At 63.7% G+C, this 19,367-nt stretch carries 14 protein-coding genes; 9 read left to right on the top strand and 5 right to left on the bottom strand.

Going from position 1 to position 19,367, the window contains the following annotated elements; translation table 11 throughout:
- Nucleotide 1 precedes the first annotated feature (1 nt).
- The 5 genes from AC07X6_RS12440 to AC07X6_RS12460 form a co-directional block, all read right to left on the bottom strand.
- The gene (locus AC07X6_RS12440) at nt 2–1,144 is read right to left on the bottom strand and encodes an efflux RND transporter periplasmic adaptor subunit (protein WP_494791157.1); all 1,143 of its coding nucleotides are present in this window, start codon (nt 1,142–1,144) and stop codon (nt 2–4) included.
- Nucleotides 1,141–2,598, bottom strand: coding sequence for an MFS transporter (locus tag AC07X6_RS12445; protein ID WP_494791158.1), 1,458 nt, complete (start codon nt 2,596–2,598; stop codon nt 1,141–1,143). The genes AC07X6_RS12440 and AC07X6_RS12445 overlap by 4 nt, the downstream gene beginning before the upstream one ends.
- A 122-nt stretch (nt 2,599–2,720) precedes the next feature.
- The gene (locus AC07X6_RS12450) at nt 2,721–4,049 is read right to left on the bottom strand and encodes a hypothetical protein (RefSeq protein ID WP_494791159.1); all 1,329 of its coding nucleotides are present in this window, start codon (nt 4,047–4,049) and stop codon (nt 2,721–2,723) included.
- A gap of 130 nt (nt 4,050–4,179) precedes the next feature.
- Nucleotides 4,180–6,309: a T6SS effector phospholipase Tle3 domain-containing protein gene (locus AC07X6_RS12455; RefSeq protein WP_494791160.1), complete on the bottom strand. Its 2,130-nt coding sequence runs from the start codon at nt 6,307–6,309 to the stop codon at nt 4,180–4,182.
- A gap of 143 nt (nt 6,310–6,452) precedes the next feature.
- Nucleotides 6,453–7,310 (bottom strand): MBL fold metallo-hydrolase, encoded by an 858-nt coding sequence (locus AC07X6_RS12460; protein ID WP_494791161.1) that lies wholly within the window; start codon nt 7,308–7,310, stop codon nt 6,453–6,455.
- 177 nt (nt 7,311–7,487) lie between these two features.
- Here AC07X6_RS12460 and AC07X6_RS12465 point away from each other — a divergent pair, with 177 nt between their 5' ends.
- From AC07X6_RS12465 to AC07X6_RS12505, 9 genes are all read left to right on the top strand, one after another.
- Complete coding sequence (locus AC07X6_RS12465; RefSeq protein ID WP_494791162.1) at nt 7,488–7,724, top strand: hypothetical protein; 237 nt, start codon at nt 7,488–7,490, stop codon at nt 7,722–7,724.
- Between the two features lie 111 nt (nt 7,725–7,835).
- Nucleotides 7,836–8,084: a hypothetical protein gene (locus tag AC07X6_RS12470; RefSeq protein WP_086144807.1), complete on the top strand. Its 249-nt coding sequence runs from the start codon at nt 7,836–7,838 to the stop codon at nt 8,082–8,084.
- A 329-nt stretch (nt 8,085–8,413) separates the two neighbouring features.
- Nucleotides 8,414–9,301: a methylisocitrate lyase gene (gene prpB / locus AC07X6_RS12475; protein WP_034783951.1), complete on the top strand. Its 888-nt coding sequence runs from the start codon at nt 8,414–8,416 to the stop codon at nt 9,299–9,301.
- A 79-nt stretch (nt 9,302–9,380) separates the two neighbouring features.
- Nucleotides 9,381–10,535 (top strand): bifunctional 2-methylcitrate synthase/citrate synthase, encoded by a 1,155-nt coding sequence (gene prpC, locus AC07X6_RS12480; protein WP_494791163.1) that lies wholly within the window; start codon nt 9,381–9,383, stop codon nt 10,533–10,535.
- Nucleotides 10,536–10,546: 11 nt separating this feature from the next.
- Nucleotides 10,547–13,141: a Fe/S-dependent 2-methylisocitrate dehydratase AcnD gene (gene acnD / locus AC07X6_RS12485; RefSeq protein ID WP_494791164.1), complete on the top strand. Its 2,595-nt coding sequence runs from the start codon at nt 10,547–10,549 to the stop codon at nt 13,139–13,141.
- Nucleotides 13,142–13,255: 114 nt separating this feature from the next.
- Nucleotides 13,256–14,455: a 2-methylaconitate cis-trans isomerase PrpF gene (prpF, locus tag AC07X6_RS12490; RefSeq protein WP_494791165.1), complete on the top strand. Its 1,200-nt coding sequence runs from the start codon at nt 13,256–13,258 to the stop codon at nt 14,453–14,455.
- Nucleotides 14,456–14,599: 144 nt separating this feature from the next.
- Nucleotides 14,600–16,135 carry an MBOAT family O-acyltransferase gene (locus AC07X6_RS12495; RefSeq protein ID WP_494791166.1) on the top strand — a complete coding sequence of 512 codons (1,536 nt, stop codon included), beginning with the start codon at nt 14,600–14,602 and terminating at the stop codon, nt 16,133–16,135.
- A gap of 12 nt (nt 16,136–16,147) precedes the next feature.
- On the top strand, nt 16,148–17,374 hold the full coding sequence (locus tag AC07X6_RS12500; RefSeq protein ID WP_494791167.1) for a hypothetical protein: 1,227 nt from the start codon (nt 16,148–16,150) through the stop codon (nt 17,372–17,374).
- A gap of 15 nt (nt 17,375–17,389) precedes the next feature.
- Nucleotides 17,390–19,324 (top strand): propionate--CoA ligase, encoded by a 1,935-nt coding sequence (locus AC07X6_RS12505; RefSeq protein WP_494791168.1) that lies wholly within the window; start codon nt 17,390–17,392, stop codon nt 19,322–19,324.
- Nucleotides 19,325–19,367 lie beyond the last annotated feature (43 nt).

The following is a 19,367-nucleotide window of genomic DNA, read 5'->3' on the forward strand; positions in this document are numbered from 1 at the left end:
CTTATGCGCCGCTGGCGCGGGGAGCGGCCACCAGGACCTGGTCGCCCGGGCGCACCTTGGCCACGCCGGAGACGATGACCCGCTCCTGCGGTCCGAGGCCGGACAGCACGATCTGCTTGTCGCCCTGCAGGCCGCCCAGTTCCACCTTGCGCGGCGCCACCTTGCCCGCCGCGTCCACGACGAACACCATCTTTTTATTCTGGTCGCTGAGGATGGCGGCGTCGGGCACCAGCAGGCGCTCTTGCGCCGCGCCGACGGGAATGCGCACGCGCGCAAAGCTGCCCGGCATGACGGCGCGGTCGGCGTTGGCCAGGCTGGCGCGCAGGCGCACCGTGCCCGAGCGGGCGCTGATCTCGTTGTCGACAAAGTCGACGCTGGCTTCCTGGGCGGGGCCGCCGCCATCGAGCGCCAGCTGCACCTTGCCCGGCAGCCTGCTTTGCTGGCGCAGGCGCTGGAAATCCGCTTCCGACAGGTCGACCATGGCGCGCACGGGATCGTGCGCAACGATGGTGGTCAGCACGCCGCTCTGCGCCGCGCCGCCGGCCACGTAGTTGCCGATATCGACGCGGCGGTCCGAGACGGTGCCGGCGATGGGGGCGCGCATGGTGGTGAAGGACAGTTCCAGCTCGGCGCTGCGCAATTCCGCCTGGCTCAGCATGACGGCCGCCTGCGCGCCTTCCAGCTCGCCGCGCGCCCGTTCCAGCTCCTCGGTGCTGGCCGCGCCCGTCTGCTGCAGCCGGCTGCTGCGCTCGAACTGGGCCGTGGCCAGCTTGCTGCGCGCATGGGCCTGGGCCAGGCTGGCCTGGGCGCGGTCGCGCGCCGCCGCGAAGGGGCGCGGGTCGATGACGAACAGCGCATCGCCGGCCTTGACCTGCTGGCCATCGCGAAAAGCGATCTGCTGCAAGTAGCCCGATACGCGCGAGCGCACTTCCACGCGCTGCGACGGCTCGATGCGGCCCGTGTAGTCGAGGCTTGCCTGCACCATCGACGTTTCCGGCAGCGCCACGGAAACGGTGGGCTTGGGCGGCAGACCGCCAGGCGCGGCCTGGGAGCGGCCGCAGCCTGACAAGGTGGCGCTGCAGGCCAGGGCCAGCAGCAGTAACAGCGGGACGGGCAGGGACGGGATCGGACGGGGGCGCATCATGCGGGGTCTCCAGAAGACGTAGGGGGCTTGGCCAGGGCGCGGCCGAGCGCGAAAATGGCCAGCGCGGCGAGTATCAGCGCGCTGGCGACGGCAAAGGTGGCGTGCATGCCACGGATCATGGCGGCTGGCTGGGCGCCGGCGATATCGCCGGCGCCGGCGGCGAAGACGGCGCCCATCACGGAGGCACCCGTGACGAGGCCCAGATTGCGCGACAGATTAAGCATGCCGGAGATGACGCCGCGCTGGTCGGCAGCGATGTCGCCCATCACGGCGGTATTGTTGGCTGCCTGGAACAGCGCGTAGCTGGCCGTGAGCAGCATGATCGGGGCGACATAGCCGGGGATGCCCAGGCTGGCGGGCAGCAGGGCCAACGCCAGGCAGGCGCCGGCCGCGCCGCACAGGCCCGCGCCGCCCACGCGCTGCGCGCCGTAGCGGTCCACCAGCCAGCCGGACGGCACGCCGCAGAACGCCGCCACCAGCGGCCCGGCCGCCAGCACCATGCCGGTGACGGCCGTGCCCAGGCCCAGGCCGCGCGCCAGGTAGAAGGGACCGACTACCAGGGTGGACATCATGACCGTCGACACGAGCATGCTGGTCGCCAGGCCGGCGCTGAGCACGGGCGCGCGCAGCATGGCCAGGCGTATCAGCGGCGCCGGCGCCTTCAGCTCAATGCGGACAAACAGGAAGGCGCCCGCGCAGGCGGCCAGCAGCAGCGCCGCGTTGCGCATGCCGAAATGGCCGCGGCCCAGGGTCATGGCCAGCGCATAGGCGGCCAGGGTCAACGCCAGCAGCACGGTGCCGCGGTGGTCGAACACGGGCCGCCTGGCGTGCGCGCCGCGCTGGTCAGCCGGCAGGTAGCGCCAGGCCAGCAGCAGCGCCACGCCGGCCAGCGGCACGTTGACGAGGAAAATGGCTTGCCAGCCGAAATGCGCGATCAGCAGGCCGCCCAGCGCGGGCCCCAGCGTGGTGCCGACGGCCGACATGGTGCCGAGCAGGCCCATGGCGCTGCCCGTCCTGGCCTTGGGCACGATGCTGCCGACGAAGGCCATGGTCAGCGCCATCATGACGGAGGCGCCCAGGCCTTGCAGGGCGCGCGCGGCAACCAGCAGCCACAAGGTGGGCGCCAGGGCGCACAGGATGGAGGCAAGGGCAAACAGCGCGATACCGGCCAGCAGCAGGCGGCGCCGGCCGAGCATGTCGCCGAGGCGGCCCACGCTGACGATCAGCGCGGTGATGGCCAGCAGGTAGGCCAGCACGATCCATTGCACATCCTGGAACGGTGCCTGCAGGGCCCTGGCCATGTCGGGCAAGCCCACGTTGGCGATGCTGGTGCCCAGCGCGGGCAGCAGCATCGCCAGGGACAGGCTGGCAAGCGCGCCGCGCACGGGCGGCCTGGCGCCAGCGGCCTCGGTGGCCTGCTGGCTGGATGGAGCGGTTTTGGATTGTGAAGGCATGGCGTGGCGGATCCTCGAATAGGGTCACCACATGGTACTGAGGGATATGGTATGGCGGAAGACGCATCATTTGCATTTTGTTATTGCGTTTGACGCCATGTGATGCGCGTCGCCTTCGGATTTCAATCTGAGTAGCCCTGCATATCGTCCGCCGCGTCGTGGCGGATGCCCCACCACGGCAGATACGCATGGTGTTCGCCGCGCGCGCGGAACCACGGCTGGTCGTGATTGATGGGGCGCACGATGGCCGGCGGCGAAACCAGCACGCCCGTGACGCTGTCGGGATCGCTGGTGCCCGCCACCAGCACGGGCTGGCCGACGTGGTTGGCATGGGCGATGCCCAGAGCGACATTGGTCAGCGCCGTGCCGGCGCCCATTTCGCCCAGCAGGGCAGGCGTATTGAAGGTCTGCGGCAGGAAGTCGAAGCCCGGCACTTCCAGGCTCAAGGCATGCGCCAGCAGGCCCAGGCTGTCGGAGGACGTGGGCAAGGTCTTGTTGGCGTCGTGGATGACGTAGCCGATGTCTTCTTCCGTCTTGCCGCCCTGGCGCGCCGCTTCGGCAAACACGGCCTGCCACGCCTGCACGGCGCGTGGCGGCTTGTCCTTGCCCGTTTCAAAATCGGCTACCTTGCGCGTGGCCGGATAGCCTATCCACGCCAGCGCCGCCCGCTCCGTTTTGTAATCAGGCCCGGCCAGCACCAGCAGCACCAGGTTTTCATTGATCTGCATGGTTTTCGGCCGGCTCGGCGCATCCCAGTTCAAGACCCATACGGTTTCCTTCGGATGCGCTTCCAGATAGGCCAGCGCCGCTTTCAGGGACACGAAGCCCGCATTGTTGCCACCCAGGGTGATGCGCACGTCGGGTGGCGTGGCGCGGGTCCAGAGGGTGGGGAAGTGAGTGTTGCCGATGCTGAAGGTGTCGGTGATGGTTTGCTGCGTGAATTGATGTACTTCTGCCAAATCGAATTTTCCTTCAGGCAGGGCATATTCCACGCGGATGCCTGCCAGTTCGCGCCAGTTCTGTTTTTTATCCTTGGGATAGACGTGGTAGAAGTAGGTGGGGCTGGAATAATAAATGTCGTGGAAATTGGTCATCAGCTCACGCAGATACTTATGGTGATAACCCTTGAACGTTTCCCTGCCATTGATATCGTGAGCAATGGGGGCGACGGCCTGCAAGGTGCTGAAGCCCCTGGGATCCGTCCTGAGCATATCGTCATTTTCGTTGGGCTTGGCCAATCCCAACGTCCATAGCAGCTGCCACTCGGTGGGATAGTCGAGCCGCTGCAGGGGATTGAGCCACTGCAGGCCCACCACTTGTGCCCGGAAGGGAGCATGGGTCGTGTTTTTTGGGAGATCGTCTTCCTTCTGCACAGGTTGCACGGCGCAGGCCGTCAATAGCGCAAACATGGTGAACGCAGCGAGCATGGGCAGCGCAAGGAACTGTTTCATGAGTTCTCCAGGTGAATGGATAGTCTGGTGACCTGCATAGCTTTGCCAGTTGAGCCAGAGCGCAAGGCAAATGACAATGAAAGATGTGGCGAGCGCCCAGGCCAGTCGCTGGCGTGGCGTGACAATGAACTTACGCACCGTCAGTCCTCAGTGCAAAGTTGGTGGAAGGGTCGGCAGGCCTGGCATTCTGGCGCTCGTCAACGATGCTTTTTGGTTTTCTGGCAGGGCTGTCTTTGTCATTTGCCCATGTAAATAAAGATATATTTTTAAATGTCCCATTGTCGTAGTATTCAAAGAACTCTCCAGACTCGAAAGATGAGCCTTTCAACAGGCTCCAATCCGCCGCGACCCTTAATTCGCGCAACGCCTCCTGCCTGATCGTGCACACCCCCACCGCCACGTCATAGGCCAGCGCCTTCTGCGCATGCTCGGGATTGGTCATGATGGTCGAGTGATCGGTGGCGTGGGTGTCGATGTTGGCGGCCAGGTAGCTCCGGATTTCGTTCTTGCGCCAGGCATTGAATTCTTTGGAAGCCTCCTCCGGCTTGTCCACGGGCGTCTCAGGCTTGCCTTTTTCGGTCCAGCCGTCGCGCCTGGCCTGCATGCGCAGCATGCCGTTCTGTTCGTAGCGCAGCGCCGCTTCGGTCTGCGCGTCGCCCTTGCCCTGGGAACGGTAAGGCGCATATGCCTCATCGGCTTCGGCGGCGCGGTCCTTGTGCAGGGAGTCGGCGGGGGCATCGCAGCCTTCGTCAAATTGTTCGCTCGTATCGGCAAAGCGCTTCGAGCGCGGCAGGAATGCCTCGGGCAGCCTGGGCGCCTTCATCGGCAGCCGCCAGGTCTTGGGCGGCAGGGCGTTGATGCGCGTGCCGGCCGTCCTGGCGAGCACGATGACGATGGGGGCGAAGAGGAAGGTCAGTATCTTGCGGCCGATGCCTTTGCTGGCTCGCATGCCCTTTTTGATCGAGTACTCGGCGACCAGTGAACGCGGGTGCCAGAAATCGAGGCTGTCCGGTGTCAAGGGCTGGCCATTGCGCTGCCAGATGTCGTAATCCTTTTCATTTTCTTGGCCGACAAGGTGGTTTTGCGCAAACACGCGCTGCGTGAAGACGCCTTCACCGCCCGCATCGGCAATTTCCTGTGCTGACATGCCGCGCCAGCCTATGCCCTGCACGGGCGTGGCCGAAATCACCTGGTCGTGCGGATTGAAATACAGGGTAACCCTGCCGTAGGTGGAGCCATGCAAGCCGTAGTCTGCGCGGTCGAACGCGGCCGTATAGCTGTCCTTGCGTTCAGGCTTGCGATTGGCGCTGCACTCGTCGACAAAGGCGGCATCCTGCTGCATTGCCGTGCGGGTGCGCAGGATGTTGAAAAACGCTTTCAAGGTTTGCGTGCGCGCCGCGTACTTTTGCCGGCCCGTATTGCCATGCTCATCCTTCAGATGGCCGCTGACCCAGTTTTCCGTGAAATTGCTATCGAGCAGACTGTAGGGCGGGTTGCATAGCACATAACTGTCGGCCACGGCGGACGGCCCCAGCGTTTCGCCGAGAAAGGCGGCCGCCATGGCCACCATATTGCCCTGGCTATGGCAGACGATGGTGACGGGCGCATCGTGCTGGCACGCCCTGATCGATTGCACCAGACGCGCCAGGCGCCAGGCGGCAAACACAAAATACGGGCGCGGCGGGCAGGCATACACTTGCCGGTCATTCGTCGGGTTCATGTGCTGGATATGCATCCACAGGAACAGTTCCTCCGACAAGCCCTGGCCCCACAGGTCAGGCAGGGCGCTGCAGCCGTTGGCGAACGGCCCGCCACCCCAGTAATTCTTTTCGTTGAGATAGATGCCGTCGCCAAATGCCTGCAACTCTTCGCCGTTGGCCTTGTAGCCCCAGCGAAAGCGGATCACGGGAGAGTTGGCGTCGTCCGCCAGCAGGAAGGTGGTGGCGTTGCGCTTGGGGTTGAGGAAGCCGTCATCCGTCAGTTCGCGTGCGTAAGTGGCGGCCCGCATCTGTCCGGCGGCCGGGCCAGGGATCGCCAGATCCTCGTCGCGGCGTTTCAGGCGGGCATTCAGGCCTTCGCACAGGCCTTGTTCCGCTTGCTCATACCATTCACCGTCGGAATTGACGCCGTGCACAAAGATGATGATGCCGGGACGCGGCAAGCGCGTGACGGCCTGGAGCAGCGCATGGCTGAACAAGGCCGTGCCTTCGGCTTCGGCGAGCAGGATGCAATGCGTATCGAGCGTAGGGTCGGGCGACATGCGGGCGCTCCATCCAGGATGGGAAGGCAGAAACAGCTGCGCCCAAGCAAACTCAGGCAATCTGCACTGTATGCGGAATGCCCGGGGTGGAACTTGCGTGATGTCAAGAAAGAAGGAGCGGCGGGGACGGGTACCCGCAGGGATCAGATCGCGTTCAGCGGTATCTTGAGATAGCGCACGCCGTTGTCTTCCGGCTCGGGCAGCTTGCCCGCGTTGATGTTGACCTGGATGGCGGGCAGGATCAGGGTCGGCATGTCCAGGGTGGCGTCGCGGCCCGTACGCATGGCCACGAATTGCTCTTCCGTGATGCCGTCGCGCAAGTGGATGTTGCTGGCGCGCTGTTCGGCCACCGTCACTTCCCAGCGCGGCGCGCGGCCGTTGGGCGGGTAGTCGTGGCACATGAACAGCCGCGTTTGCGGCGGCAGCGACAATAATCGCTGCACGGAGCGGTACAGCAGGGTAGCGGAACCGCCGGGGAAGTCGCAGCGGGCCGAGCCCACGTCCGGCATGAACAGGGTGTCGCCGACGAAGACGGCGTCGCCGATCTGGTACGCCAGGTCGGCCGGCGTGTGGCCGGGCACGTGCAGGGCGCGCACTTCCAACTTACCAATATGAAACACCTGGTCGGGCGCGAACAGCTGGTCGAACTGCGAGCCGTCGGCTTTGGCGCCGTCCTGGTGATAGACGGCGGCGAAGGCCTGCTGCACCGTCTGGATGGCGGCGCCGATGGCCACGTCGCCGCCCAGTTGCTGCTGCAGGTAGGGCGCGGCGGAAAGATGATCGGCATGCGCGTGGGTTTCCAGCAGCCAGCGGCACTGCAAGCCGTGTTCGCGCACGAAGGCAATGACCTTGTCGGCCGAGCCGGTGGACGTGCGGCCCGCCTTCGGGTCATAGTCGAGCACGGAATCGATGATGGCGCAGTCCTGCCCATCGGCCTCGTAGACAACATAGGTGACGGTGGCGGTGGCCGGGTCGAAGAAGGCTTGGATTTGTGGGGTCATCACGGCGAAAAAGTGCGGTCAGGGAATGGCATTATATCGCCAGAGTTCGCTAAAAAAATGCTGCAAATTGACATTTAACATGCGAAAAACAGATAAGCGGGCGCGCATGTGCCTGTCACAGTCGTGCGCACCCTGGCGCTTGCCGCATGGTAACCTCATTCTTCCAAGGAGGAATTCATGAACGATATACCTGCACGCAGCGAACAGTACCGGGGATTTACGATTTCCGTGACCCCGCAAAAGGATAACGACGATTTATGGGATTTTACCTACCGCCTGCAGCGCGAGGGTGAACCGGAAGCGCAGGCGATCGCGCGCAGCCGCACCCTGGGCGGTTACGCAGCGCCCGAGACCGCTTGCACGGCGGGCCTGGAAGTGGCCAAGACGGAAGTCGATAATCTGCTGCGTCCTTGAGCCAGCGTAAATCGTTTAGCCCGATTGCCTGCCGGCGCGTGAAACACATCGCTGCCGGCAGCGCTTCATGCTACGATTTCCACTATTGAGTCAGTCACCAAGGAGGCACCCATGGATAACAGTTCTAAAATTCACTATAAAGGCTGGGAAATCGTTCCCCTGGCCGTGCCCACCACCGACGGAAAATGGTCGGCCAGTTGCGACATCGAACGCGCCACCGCGGAAGGCCTGGAAGTATTCGAAGGTTCGACCATGCAGTTCGTGCGCGACGACGAGGAGGGCGCCATTGCCGCCGCCTGCGAAGAAGCCGTGCGCCAGATCGACAACATCATCGCCAATCCGCTGGTGCGGCTGGCTTAGCCCCTGAATTTCCAGCAAACCTGCAGCCGGCGCCCGCCGGCTGTTTTTTTATGCGCGCCCCCGGTGGCAGTCTCATATGTTTCATGTTTCAATGTTTCAAATGAAATGATTGAAACATATTTGAAACATCATTGACCTGAATCGTGACATCGCTGTTCCCTGGCGTGACAGCGCGTGCAGCGCCGCTGCGTGGCCATTTCCCTGGTTTTCACTGTGCCGTGGCACATTTTCCGCTCGGACGCATGGTGCTGGCACGGCATTTGCAATACCAATGCTCATAGCCACTCCATGAAACATTCGGGACCATCCGAAACCCATAAGGTGAACACATGACTCAATACTCAGCAGGTGCCGCATTCCGCAAGGCCGTCCAGGAAGAATCTCCGTTGCAAGTCGTCGGCGCCATCAACGCCAACCACGCCTTGCTGGCCAAGCGCGCCGGCTATAAAGCCATCTACCTGTCTGGCGGCGGCGTCGCGGCCGGCTCGCTGGGCTTGCCCGACCTGGGCATTTCCAGCCTGGACGACGTGCTGACCGATATCCGCCGCATCACCGACGTGTGCGACTTGCCGCTGCTGGTCGACGCCGACACGGGCTTCGGTTCGTCCGCCTTCAACGTGGCGCGCACGGTGAAATCGATGATCAAGTTCGGCGCTGCCGGCCTGCACATCGAAGATCAGGTGGGCGCCAAGCGCTGCGGCCACCGTCCGGGCAAGGAAATCGTCAGCAAGGAAGAGATGGTCGACCGCATCAAGGCGGCCGTCGATGCGCGCACGGATCCGAATTTCGTCATCATGGCGCGCACCGATGCGCTGGCCGTCGATGGCCTGGAAGCGGCACTGGAACGCGCCGTCGCCTGCGTCGAGGCGGGAGCCGACATGATCTTCCCGGAAGCCATCACGGACCTGGACATGTACGCCACGTTCGCCAAGGCCGTCAACGTGCCGATTTTGGCCAACATCACGGAATTCGGTTCCACGCCGCTGTTCACCCTGGACGAACTGCGCAGCGCCCACGTGGGCCTGGCCCTGTATCCGCTGTCGGCCTTCCGCGCCATGAACAAGGCGGCGGAAAACGTCTACCAGGCGCTGCGCCGCGATGGCACGCAAAAGAACGTCGTCGACACCATGCAGACGCGCATGGAACTGTATGAATCGATCAACTATCATGATTTTGAACAAAAACTGGACGCGCTGTTCGCCGCGCAAAAGAAATAAGCAGAAATAAGTAAAGAAGCAGGGACCGCATGCAGGTCCCGCAGTGACGCACCCGAGACTATTCAATCTGGAGAACACAATGACCGCACCGCAAGCCGCCACTTTCAAGCCTAAAAAATCCGTCGCCCTGTCCGGCGTCACCGCCGGCAATACGGCGCTGTGCTCGGTCGGCAAGACCGGCAACGATTTGCACTACCGCGGCTATGACATCCTGGACGTGGCCGACAGCTGCGAATTCGAGGAAATCGCCTATCTGCTGGTGCACGGCAAGCTGCCCACAAGCGCGGAACTGAAAGGCTACAAGGCCAAATTGAAGTCGCTGCGCGGCCTGCCGTCGGCCGTCAAGCTGGCGCTGGAAGCGCTGCCGGCCGCCGCCCACCCGATGGACGTGATGCGCACGGGCGTGTCAGTGCTGGGCTGCGCCTTGCCGGAAAAGGACGACCACAACGCGCCGGGCGCGCGCGACATCGCCGACCGCCTGATGGCGTCGTTCGGCTCCATGCTGCTGTACTGGTACCACTACAGTCATAACGGCAAGCGCATCGAGGTGGAAACGGACGACGACTCGATCGGCGGCCACTTCCTGCACCTGCTGCACGGCCAAAAACCGTCGGCGTCGTGGGAAAAAGCCATGCACACGTCGCTGATCCTGTACGCGGAACACGAATTCAACGCTTCGACCTTCACCAGCCGCGTCATCGCCGGCACGGGGTCGGACATTCACTCGGCCATCACGGGCGCCATCGGCGCGCTGCGCGGCCCGAAACACGGCGGCGCCAACGAAGTGGCGCTGGAGATCCAGAAACGCTACGACAACCCCGATGAAGCGGAAGCGGATATCCGCGAGCGCGTCGCCAACAAGGAAGTGGTGATCGGTTTCGGCCACCCCGTCTACACGATTTCCGACCCGCGCAACGTCGTCATCAAGGAAGTGGCGCGCAATCTGTCGCTGGAAGCGGGATCGACCAAGATGTTCGACATCGCCGAGCGCCTGGAATCGGTCATGTGGGAAATCAAGAACATGTTCCCGAACCTGGACTGGTTCTCGGCCGTGTCGTACCACATGATGGGCGTGCCGACGGCGATGTTTACGCCGCTGTTCGTCATTTCGCGCACCTCGGGCTGGGCCGCCCACATCATCGAACAGCGCATCGACAACAAGATCATCCGCCCGAGCGCCAATTACGTGGGCCCGGAAGACCTGGAATTCGTGCCGATCAAGGACCGCAAATAATGAACGCCAACATGAATACCCTGCACCGCAAATCCTTGCCGGGCACTCAGCTAGACTACTTCGACACGCGTGCCGCCGTCGATGCGATCCAGCCAGGCGCCTATGCCACCTTGCCCTACACCTCGCGCGTGCTGGCGGAAAACCTCGTGCGCCGCTGCGACCCGGCCACCCTGAACGCTTCGCTGAGCCAGTTCATCGAACGCCGCCGCGACCTCGATTTCCCCTGGTTTCCCGCGCGCGTCGTCTGCCATGACATCCTGGGCCAGACGGCCCTGGTCGACCTGGCCGGCCTGCGCGACGCCATCGCGGCCCAGGGCGGCGACCCGGCCCTGGTCAACCCCGTCGTGCCCACGCAGCTGGTGGTCGACCATTCGCTGGCCGTCGAATGCGGCGGTTTCGACCCCGACGCCTTCGCCAAGAACCGCGCCATCGAAGACCGCCGCAACGAAGACCGTTTCGACTTCATCGACTGGACGAAAAAAGCGTTCAAGAACGTCGATGTGATTCCACCAGGCAATGGCATCTTGCACCAGATCAATCTTGAGCGCATGTCGCCCGTGATCCAGGTGCAAAATGGTGTAGCCTATCCCGATACGTTGGTGGGCACGGATTCGCACACGCCCATGGTCGACGCGCTGGGCGTGATCGCCATCGGCGTGGGCGGCCTGGAAGCGGAAAGCGTGATGCTGGGCCGCGCCTCGTGGATGCGCCTGCCCGACATCATCGGCGTCAAGCTGACGGGCAAACCACAGCCGGGCATCACGGCGACCGACACCGTGCTGGCGCTGACGGAGTTTTTGCGCAAGCAGAAGGTCGTCTCGTCCTACCTGGAATTCTTTGGCGAAGGCGCGTCGCACCTGACCCTGGGCGACCGCGCCACGATTTCCAACATGGCGCCGGAATTCGGCGCCACGGCCGCCATGTTCTACATCGACGCGCAAACCATCAAGTACCTGAAGCTGACGGGCCGCGACGATGAACTGGTGAAACTGGTGGAGCTGTATGCGAAGGAAACGGGCCTGTGGGCCGACAGCCTGGCCGACGCGCAGTACGAGCGCGTGCTGACGTTTGACTTGTCGTCCGTCGTGCGCAATATCGCCGGGCCGTCGAACCCGCACAACCGCGTGCCGACGTCCGAGCTGGCCGCGCGCGGCATTTCCGGCGTGGTGGAAAACGAGCCGGGCAAGATGCCGGACGGCGCCGTCATCATCGCCGCCATCACCAGCTGCACGAATACGAACAACCCGCGCAACATGATCGCCGCCGGTTTGATCGCGCGCAATGCGAACCGCCTGGGCCTGACGCGTAAACCCTGGGTGAAATCGTCGCTGGCGCCTGGCTCGAAAACCGTGGAACTGTACCTGCAGGAAGCGGGCTTGCTGCCGGAACTCGAAGCATTGGGCTTCGGCGTGGTGGCCTTTGCCTGCACCTCGTGCAACGGCATGTCGGGCGCGCTCGATCCCGTGATCCAGGAAGAAGTGGTGTCGCGCGACCTGTACGCCACGGCGGTCTTGTCGGGCAACCGCAACTTCGACGGCCGCATCCACCCGTACGCGAAGCAGGCTTTTCTCGCCTCGCCGCCGCTGGTGGTGGCCTACGCGATCGCCGGCACCATCCGCTTCGACATCGAGAAGGATGTACTGGGCCATGACGCGGACGGCAAGCCGATTTTGTTAAAGGACATCTGGCCATCCGACGAGGAAATCGACGCCATCGTCGCGTCCAGCGTCAAGCCGGAGCAGTTCCGCAAGGTGTATATCCCGATGTTTGCCGCGCAGGCGGATGACGGCATCAAGGTCAGCCCCCTGTACGACTGGCGTCCGCAGACGACGTATATCCGCCGTCCGCCGTACTGGGAAGGCGCGCTGGCTGGCGCACGCCCATTGAAAGGCATGCGTCCGCTGGCTGTCCTCGGCGACAACATCACCACCGACCACTTGTCGCCATCGAACGCCATCATGCTCGACAGCGCGGCCGGCGAATACCTGGCGAAGATGGGCTTGCCCGAGGAAGACTTCAATTCCTACGCCACGCACCGGGGCGACCACTTGACGGCGCAGCGCGCCACGTTCGCCAACCCGACCCTGAAAAACGAGATGGTCATAGAGGACGGCAAAGTGAAGGCCGGTTCGCTCACGCGCATCGAGCCGGAAGGCACGATTTCGCGCATGTGGGAAGCCATCGAGGTGTACATGGAGCGCAAGCAGCCCTTGATCATCATCGCCGGCGCCGACTATGGCCAGGGCTCTTCGCGCGACTGGGCCGCCAAGGGCGTGCGCCTGGCCGGCGTGGAAGCCATCGTGGCCGAAGGTTTTGAACGCATCCACCGCACCAACCTGGTGGGCATGGGCGTCTTGCCGCTGGAATTCCTCCCTGGCGTGAACCGCAAGACCCTGGGCCTGGACGGCAGCGAAACGTATGATGTCGTGGGCGAACGCACGCCGCGCTCCACCCTGACCTTGTTGATCCATCGCAAGAACGGCGACACGGTCGACGTGCCCGTCACCTGCCGCCTCGATACGGCGGAAGAGGTGTCGATCTACGAGGCGGGAGGCGTTCTTCAACGATTCGCGCAGGATTTCCTCGAATCGTCCAAGGCGGCGTAATGGCGATGTGATCGCGCAATTCACCCCAAAGGCAAGGTCTGGGGTCGGACCCTCAGGGTCCCACCCCGGCATTTCGCCGTTGGGTTTAATCAGCCATTCAACGCAGGAATTTCCATGACCCACGTACCCCAAATCAAAATCCCCGCCACCTACATGCGCGGCGGCACCAGCAAGGGCGTGTTCTTCCGCCTGCAGGATTTGCCCGCCAGCGCGCAAGTGCCGGGCGCCGCGCGCGATGCGCTCCTGCTGCGCGTTATCGGCAGCCCCGACCCCTACGGCAAGCAGATCGACGGCATGGGCGGCGCCACGTCGAGCACCAGCAAGACGGTGATCCTGGCGAAAAGCAGCAAGCCGGAGCACGACGTTGACTACCTGTTCGGCCAGGTTTCCATCGACAAGCCTTTCGTCGACTGGAGCGGCAATTGCGGCAACCTGTCGGCCGCCGTCGGCTCGTTTGCCATTGCCAGCGGCCTGGTGGACGCGGCGCGCGTGCCTGCCGACGGCATCGCCACGGTGCGCATCTGGCAAGCCAATATCGGCAAGACCATCATCGCCCACGTGCCCATGACGCATGGCGAAGTGCAGGAAACGGGCGACTTCGAGCTCGATGGCGTGACCTTTCCGGCCGCCGAAGTGAAACTGGAATTTCTCGACCCGGCCGCGGACGAGGAGGGCGGCGATGCTGGCAGTTCGGCCATGTTCCCTACCGGCAACCTGGTCGACGACCTCGACGTGCCCGGCATCGGCGTGTTGAAAGTCACGATGATCAACGCCGGCATCCCGACGATTTTCGTCGATGCGGACGCCATCGGCTACGCGGGCACGGAACTGCAGGACGCCATCAACGGCGATCCGGTCGCGCTGGCCCGTTTCGAGACCATCCGCGCGCACGGCGCCCTGCGCATGGGTTTGATCTCCCACCTGGATGAAGCGGCGAAGCGCCAGCACACGCCGAAAGTGGCGTTTGTTGCCAAACCGGCCGGCTATGTCTCGTCCAGCGGCAAGCAGGTGGAAGCGGGCGACGTCGACCTGCTGGTGCGCGCCATGTCGATGGGCAAGCTGCACCACGCCATGATGGGCACGGCGGCAGTTGCCATCGGCACGGCAGCGGCCATTCCCGGCACCCTGGTGAACCTGGCGGCGGGCGGCGGTCCCCGCAACGCGGTGCGCTTCGGCCACCCCTCCGGCACCCTGACGGTGGGCGCGCAAGCGCAGCAGGTCGATGGCCAATGGAGCGTCACCAAGGCCATCATGAGCCGCAGCGCGCGCGTGCTGATGGAAGGTGTTGTGCGCATTCCCGGCGACGCGTTTTAAGCTGTCAGGTCAAATGGGCGGATGCGCATGCAGATAAGTTGATATTTCTGCTAGCAAAGAAACTGAACGGCAAGGAAAATGGGGGAGCGTCAGCCGCGATGTACGCGCGGTGGCGGTCTCCCACGCTTCCTGACTGGTGAACCGATGCTATTTAATTCCTACGTCTTCCTGTTTGCCTATCTGCCCATCACGGTGGCCGGATTTTTCATCCTGGGACGGCGCAGCCAGTTATGGGCCGCCGCCTGGCTGGCCGGCGCCTCGCTGCTGTTCTACGGCTGGTGGGATTACCGCTATGTGCCGCTGCTGCTCGGCTCCATCGTCTTCAACTACGGCTGCGCGGGCCGCCTCGGGCCTGGACGCGGCAGGCACCGCAAGGCGCTGTTGACGGCGGCCATCGCCGCCAATCTGGGCCTGCTTGCGTATTACAAGTACGCGGGCTTCTTCGTCGCCAGCGTGGCGCAATTGCTGGCGCAGCCGCTGCCCGCCCTGCATGTGATCCTGCCCATCGGCATTTCGTTTTTCACCTTTACGCAGATCGCCTTCCTGGTCGATACCTACCAGGGCAAGGCGCAGGAAAGCCGCTTTGTCCACTATCTGCTGTTCGTCACGTACTTTCCCCACCTGATCGCCGGCCCCGTATTGCACCACAAGGAAATGATGCCGCAGTTTGCCGACCGGCGCATCTTTCGCCTCTCGGCCAGGAATGTGGCCATCGGCAGTACGATCTTCTTCATCGGCCTGGCGAAAAAAGTCCTGGTCGCCGATAACATCGGTCCGTATGCGGCGCCGCTGTTCGACAACCCTGCCGCGCCCTCGCTGCTGGCCGCCTGGGGCGGCGTATTGGCCTACACCTTCCAGCTGTACTTCGATTTTTCCGGCTATTCGGACATGGCCATCGGCTTGTCGCGCCTGTTCGGCGTGCGCCTGCCCTTGAACTTCGATTCGCCCTATAAAGCGCGCAATATCGCGCAATTCTGGCGCCGCTGGCACATGACACTGTCGCGTTTCCTGCGCGACTACCTGTACATTCCGCTGGGCGGCAACCGCTGCGGACCCGCGCGGCGCTACCTGAACCTGATGGTCACCATGGTGCTGGGCGGCCTGTGGCATGGCGCCGGCTGGAATTTTATCGTCTGGGGAGCGCTGCACAGCGCTTACCTGGCCATCCACAAGGGCTGGAGCACGGTGGCGTGCAAGCTTCACCTGCCGTCCGATACGCGCGTTGGCAACATCCTGGCGACGGTCCTCACTTTCATTGCCGTCTGCGTCGCCTGGGTCTTCTTTCGCGCACCCGACATGGCAACCGCCCTGACAATCATCCAAGGCATGGCGGGCGGCTTTGGCCTGGACTTGCCCGATGCGCTGGCGCCCCATTTACTGCCGCTTCAGCCTGTGCTGGCCGCCATCGGCACGGGCTATTACCTGGGCGGCGGCACGGTGTTCATTGAAAGCTGGACGTGGATAGCGGTGGCAGCGCTGATTACTTTTTCCATGCCGAATACGCAGCAGATCATGCGCCACTTTGATCCGGCGCTGGATTTTCCTGCCGGTGGGCGACACCTGCGGGCCTGGCTCACCTGGCGCGCCTCGCCTGCCTGGGCGGCCGCCATCGCCGTGCTCGCGCTGGCGAGCATGCTGGCCCTGAACCGCCCCGCTGAATTCCTGTATTTTCAATTCTAGAGAGGGCGCATCATGACGGCATCCCCTTTCAAATCCTATCTGGCCGTACTGGCGCTGGTGCTGGCGGGGGGCGCCGTGCTGGTGGGCGTCTTCGTTTTCGTCGTCGACCCTTATGGCCTGTATGGCGTCGTCCGGCGCGATAATTTCAATGCCGTCAAGCCGGGCCTGAGCCGCTACCAGAACCAGATCAAGCAGGAACATGCGCTGCGCAGGCAGCCGCGCTTCATCATCCTCGGCAATTCGCGCGCGGAGATCGGCTTCGATCCGCGCGCCAGCGCCTTGTCGGCGCTGGGCCACGGCTACAATCTGGCGATTCCGGGCACGGGCCTGGCGACGTCCGCCAGCCAGTTTGCGCAACTGCGCCAGGCCGGCGTCCGGCCACGCACGGTCATCGTGGGCGTGGAATTCATCGATTTTCTCAATCCCGCCGTCGCACCGTCCGCACGTCCGGCGCCTGCGGCCGCCGCGCCGGCGCATGGCCGCGCCTTCTGGCGCATCGATGCGCTCTTTTCGCTGGCCTCCGTCAAGGATGCGGTGCAGACGCTGCGCATTCAGCACGACGATGAGGCGGTCACCTTGTCGGCCGATGGCTTCAATCCCATGCTGGAGTACGGCGCCCATGCGCGCCGGGATGGTTACCACAAGATGTTCACGCAGCGGGCGCAGGAAAGCGCCGCCAACTTGCGCCGCAAATCGACGCGGGGCCTTGCCACCGAAGACTTTCAATTGCTGCGCACCTTTTTGCTGGCGATGGCGGCCACCGAGGCCGATATCAAGCTGGTGATCTATCCGTATCACGCGCAAATGCTGGCCATGTTCGAGGCTGCCGGGCTGTGGCCCCTGTTCGAAGTATGGAAAGTACGGCTGGTGCACGAAATTGGCGCGGTCAGGGCGCGCTACCCGGATGCGCATATTTCCCTCACTGATTTCAGCGGCTATGGCGCATACAACTGCGAGCCGATACCCGCCGCCAACGAGCGCGGCACTGCCACGCACTGGTATTGGGAGGCCGGACATTTCAAGAAGGCGCTGGGCGATATCGTATTGCAGCGCGTGATGTCGCCGCAGGATATTGCGCCTGCCGATGGGCAATTTGGCATGCCGCTCGATGACGCCAGCCTCGAGGAAAACCGCGCGCGGATCGCGCAGGAACGCAACAGTTGCGCGGCGGCGCAGCCGGCATTGTTTTCAAGGCAGCTGCTCGCCACACAGCATAGCCACACTGGAGGAAGCAGATGAACAGATAAGCAGAACATGCACGAACAAAAAAACACAAATTGCACGTACACCGGAGGAGACATGAATTTCGCAGCATTTTATCAACGCTCGATCGACACGCCTGACGCTTTCTGGCGCGAGGAAGCGGACAAGATCGACTGGCACACCCCGTTTTCGCAAGTGCTTGATTATTCCCGCCCGCCTTTCGCCAAATGGTTCGTCGGCGGCACCACCAATTTGTGCCATAACGCCGTTGACCGCTGGGTGGACAGCCAGGGCGATGCCGCCGCGCTGATCGCCATTTCCACCGAAACGAACACGGAGCGCAGCTACAGCTTTCGCGAGCTGCAGCGCGAAGTGGAACGCTGCGCCGCCATTTTGCTGTCGCTGGGCGTCGTCAAGGGCGACCGCGTCCTGATCTACATGCCGATGATCGCCGAGGCGGCGTTTGCCATGCTCGCGTGCGCCCGCATCGGCGCCGTGCATTCCGTGGTGTTCGGCGGTTTTGCCGCCAACAGCCTGGCCAGCCGCATCGACGATGCACAGCCCAAGCTGGTGTTTTCCGCCGATGCCGGCTCGCGCAACGGCAAGGCGATCGCCTACAAGCCGCTGCTCGACGAAGCCATCCGCATTGCCGCGCACAAGCCGCGGCAGGTGCTGCTGGTCGACCGCCAGCTGGTGCCGATGGAATTGACGCCGGGCCGCGACGTCGATTACGCGGCCCTGCGCGAGCAGCACCTGGACGCGCAGGTGCCCGTCGCCTGGCTCGAATCGAACGAGCCTTCGTACGTGCTGTACACCTCGGGCACGACGGGCAAGCCGAAGGGCGTGCAGCGCGACGTGGGCGGCTATGCGGTGGCGCTGGCCTCGTCGATGCAGTATAACTTCTGCGGCAAGCCCGGCGAAACCTTCTTTGCCACCTCGGATATCGGCTGGGTGGTGGGCCATTCCTACATCGTGTATGGCCCGCTGATCGCCGGCATGGCCACCATCCTGTACGAGGGCTTGCCGATCTGCCCCGATGCGGGCATCTGGTGGAGCATCGTTGAAAAATACAAGGTCACGCGCATGTTCTCGGCGCCGACGGCCATCCGCGTGCTGCGCAAGCATCCGGTGGAGCTGATGCGCAAATACGACCTGTCCTCCCTGAAGGCGCTGTACCTGGCGGGCGAGCCGCTCGATGAAACCACCTCGCAATGGATCGCCGACGAGCTGAAAGTGGACATCATCGACAACTACTGGCAGACGGAGACGGGCTGGCCGATTTTGTCGGTGGCGAAAGGCGTGGCCGATACGCCGACCCGCCTGGGCAGCCCGGGCCTGGCCATGTACGGCTACCAGGTCAAGCTGCTCAACGAAGCGACGGGCGAGGAGTGCGGCACCAACGAGAAGGGCGTGCTGGTGCTGGAAGGCCCGCTGCCGCCCGGCTGCATGCAGACGGTCTACGGCGACGACGAACGTTTCGTCGACACCTACTGGTCCACCTTCAGCGGCCGGCAAGTGTATTCCACCTTTGACTGGGGCGTGCGCGACGCGGACGGCTACTATTTCATCCTCGGGCGCACGGACGACGTGATCAACGTGGCCGGCCACCGCCTGGGCACGCGCGAGATCGAGGAAAGCATCACCAGCCATCCGAACGTGTCGGAAGTGGCGGTGGTGGGCGTGGAGGACAAGCTCAAAGGCCAGGTGGCGATGGCTTTCGTGATCCTGAAGAATCCGCAGGGTGTCGACAGCATCGAGGCGAAGGCGCTGCTGGAACGCGAAGTGATGGCCGTGGTCGACCGTCAGCTGGGCGCCGTGGCGCGGCCGGCACGCGTGCTGTTTGTGGCGCAGCTGCCGAAGACGCGCTCGGGCAAGCTGCTGCGCCGTTCGATCCAGGCCATCTGCGAAGGACGCAGCCCGGGCGACCTGACGTCGATGGACGATCCGGCATGCTTGCAGCACATTCAAAGCGCACTGGCAGCCTGATCGGCCTGACGGGCCCTCATCACGATGGGCCCGTACCAACGCG

The sequence above is a fragment of the Janthinobacterium sp. GW460-12-1-14-LB5 genome (assembly GCF_059423585.1).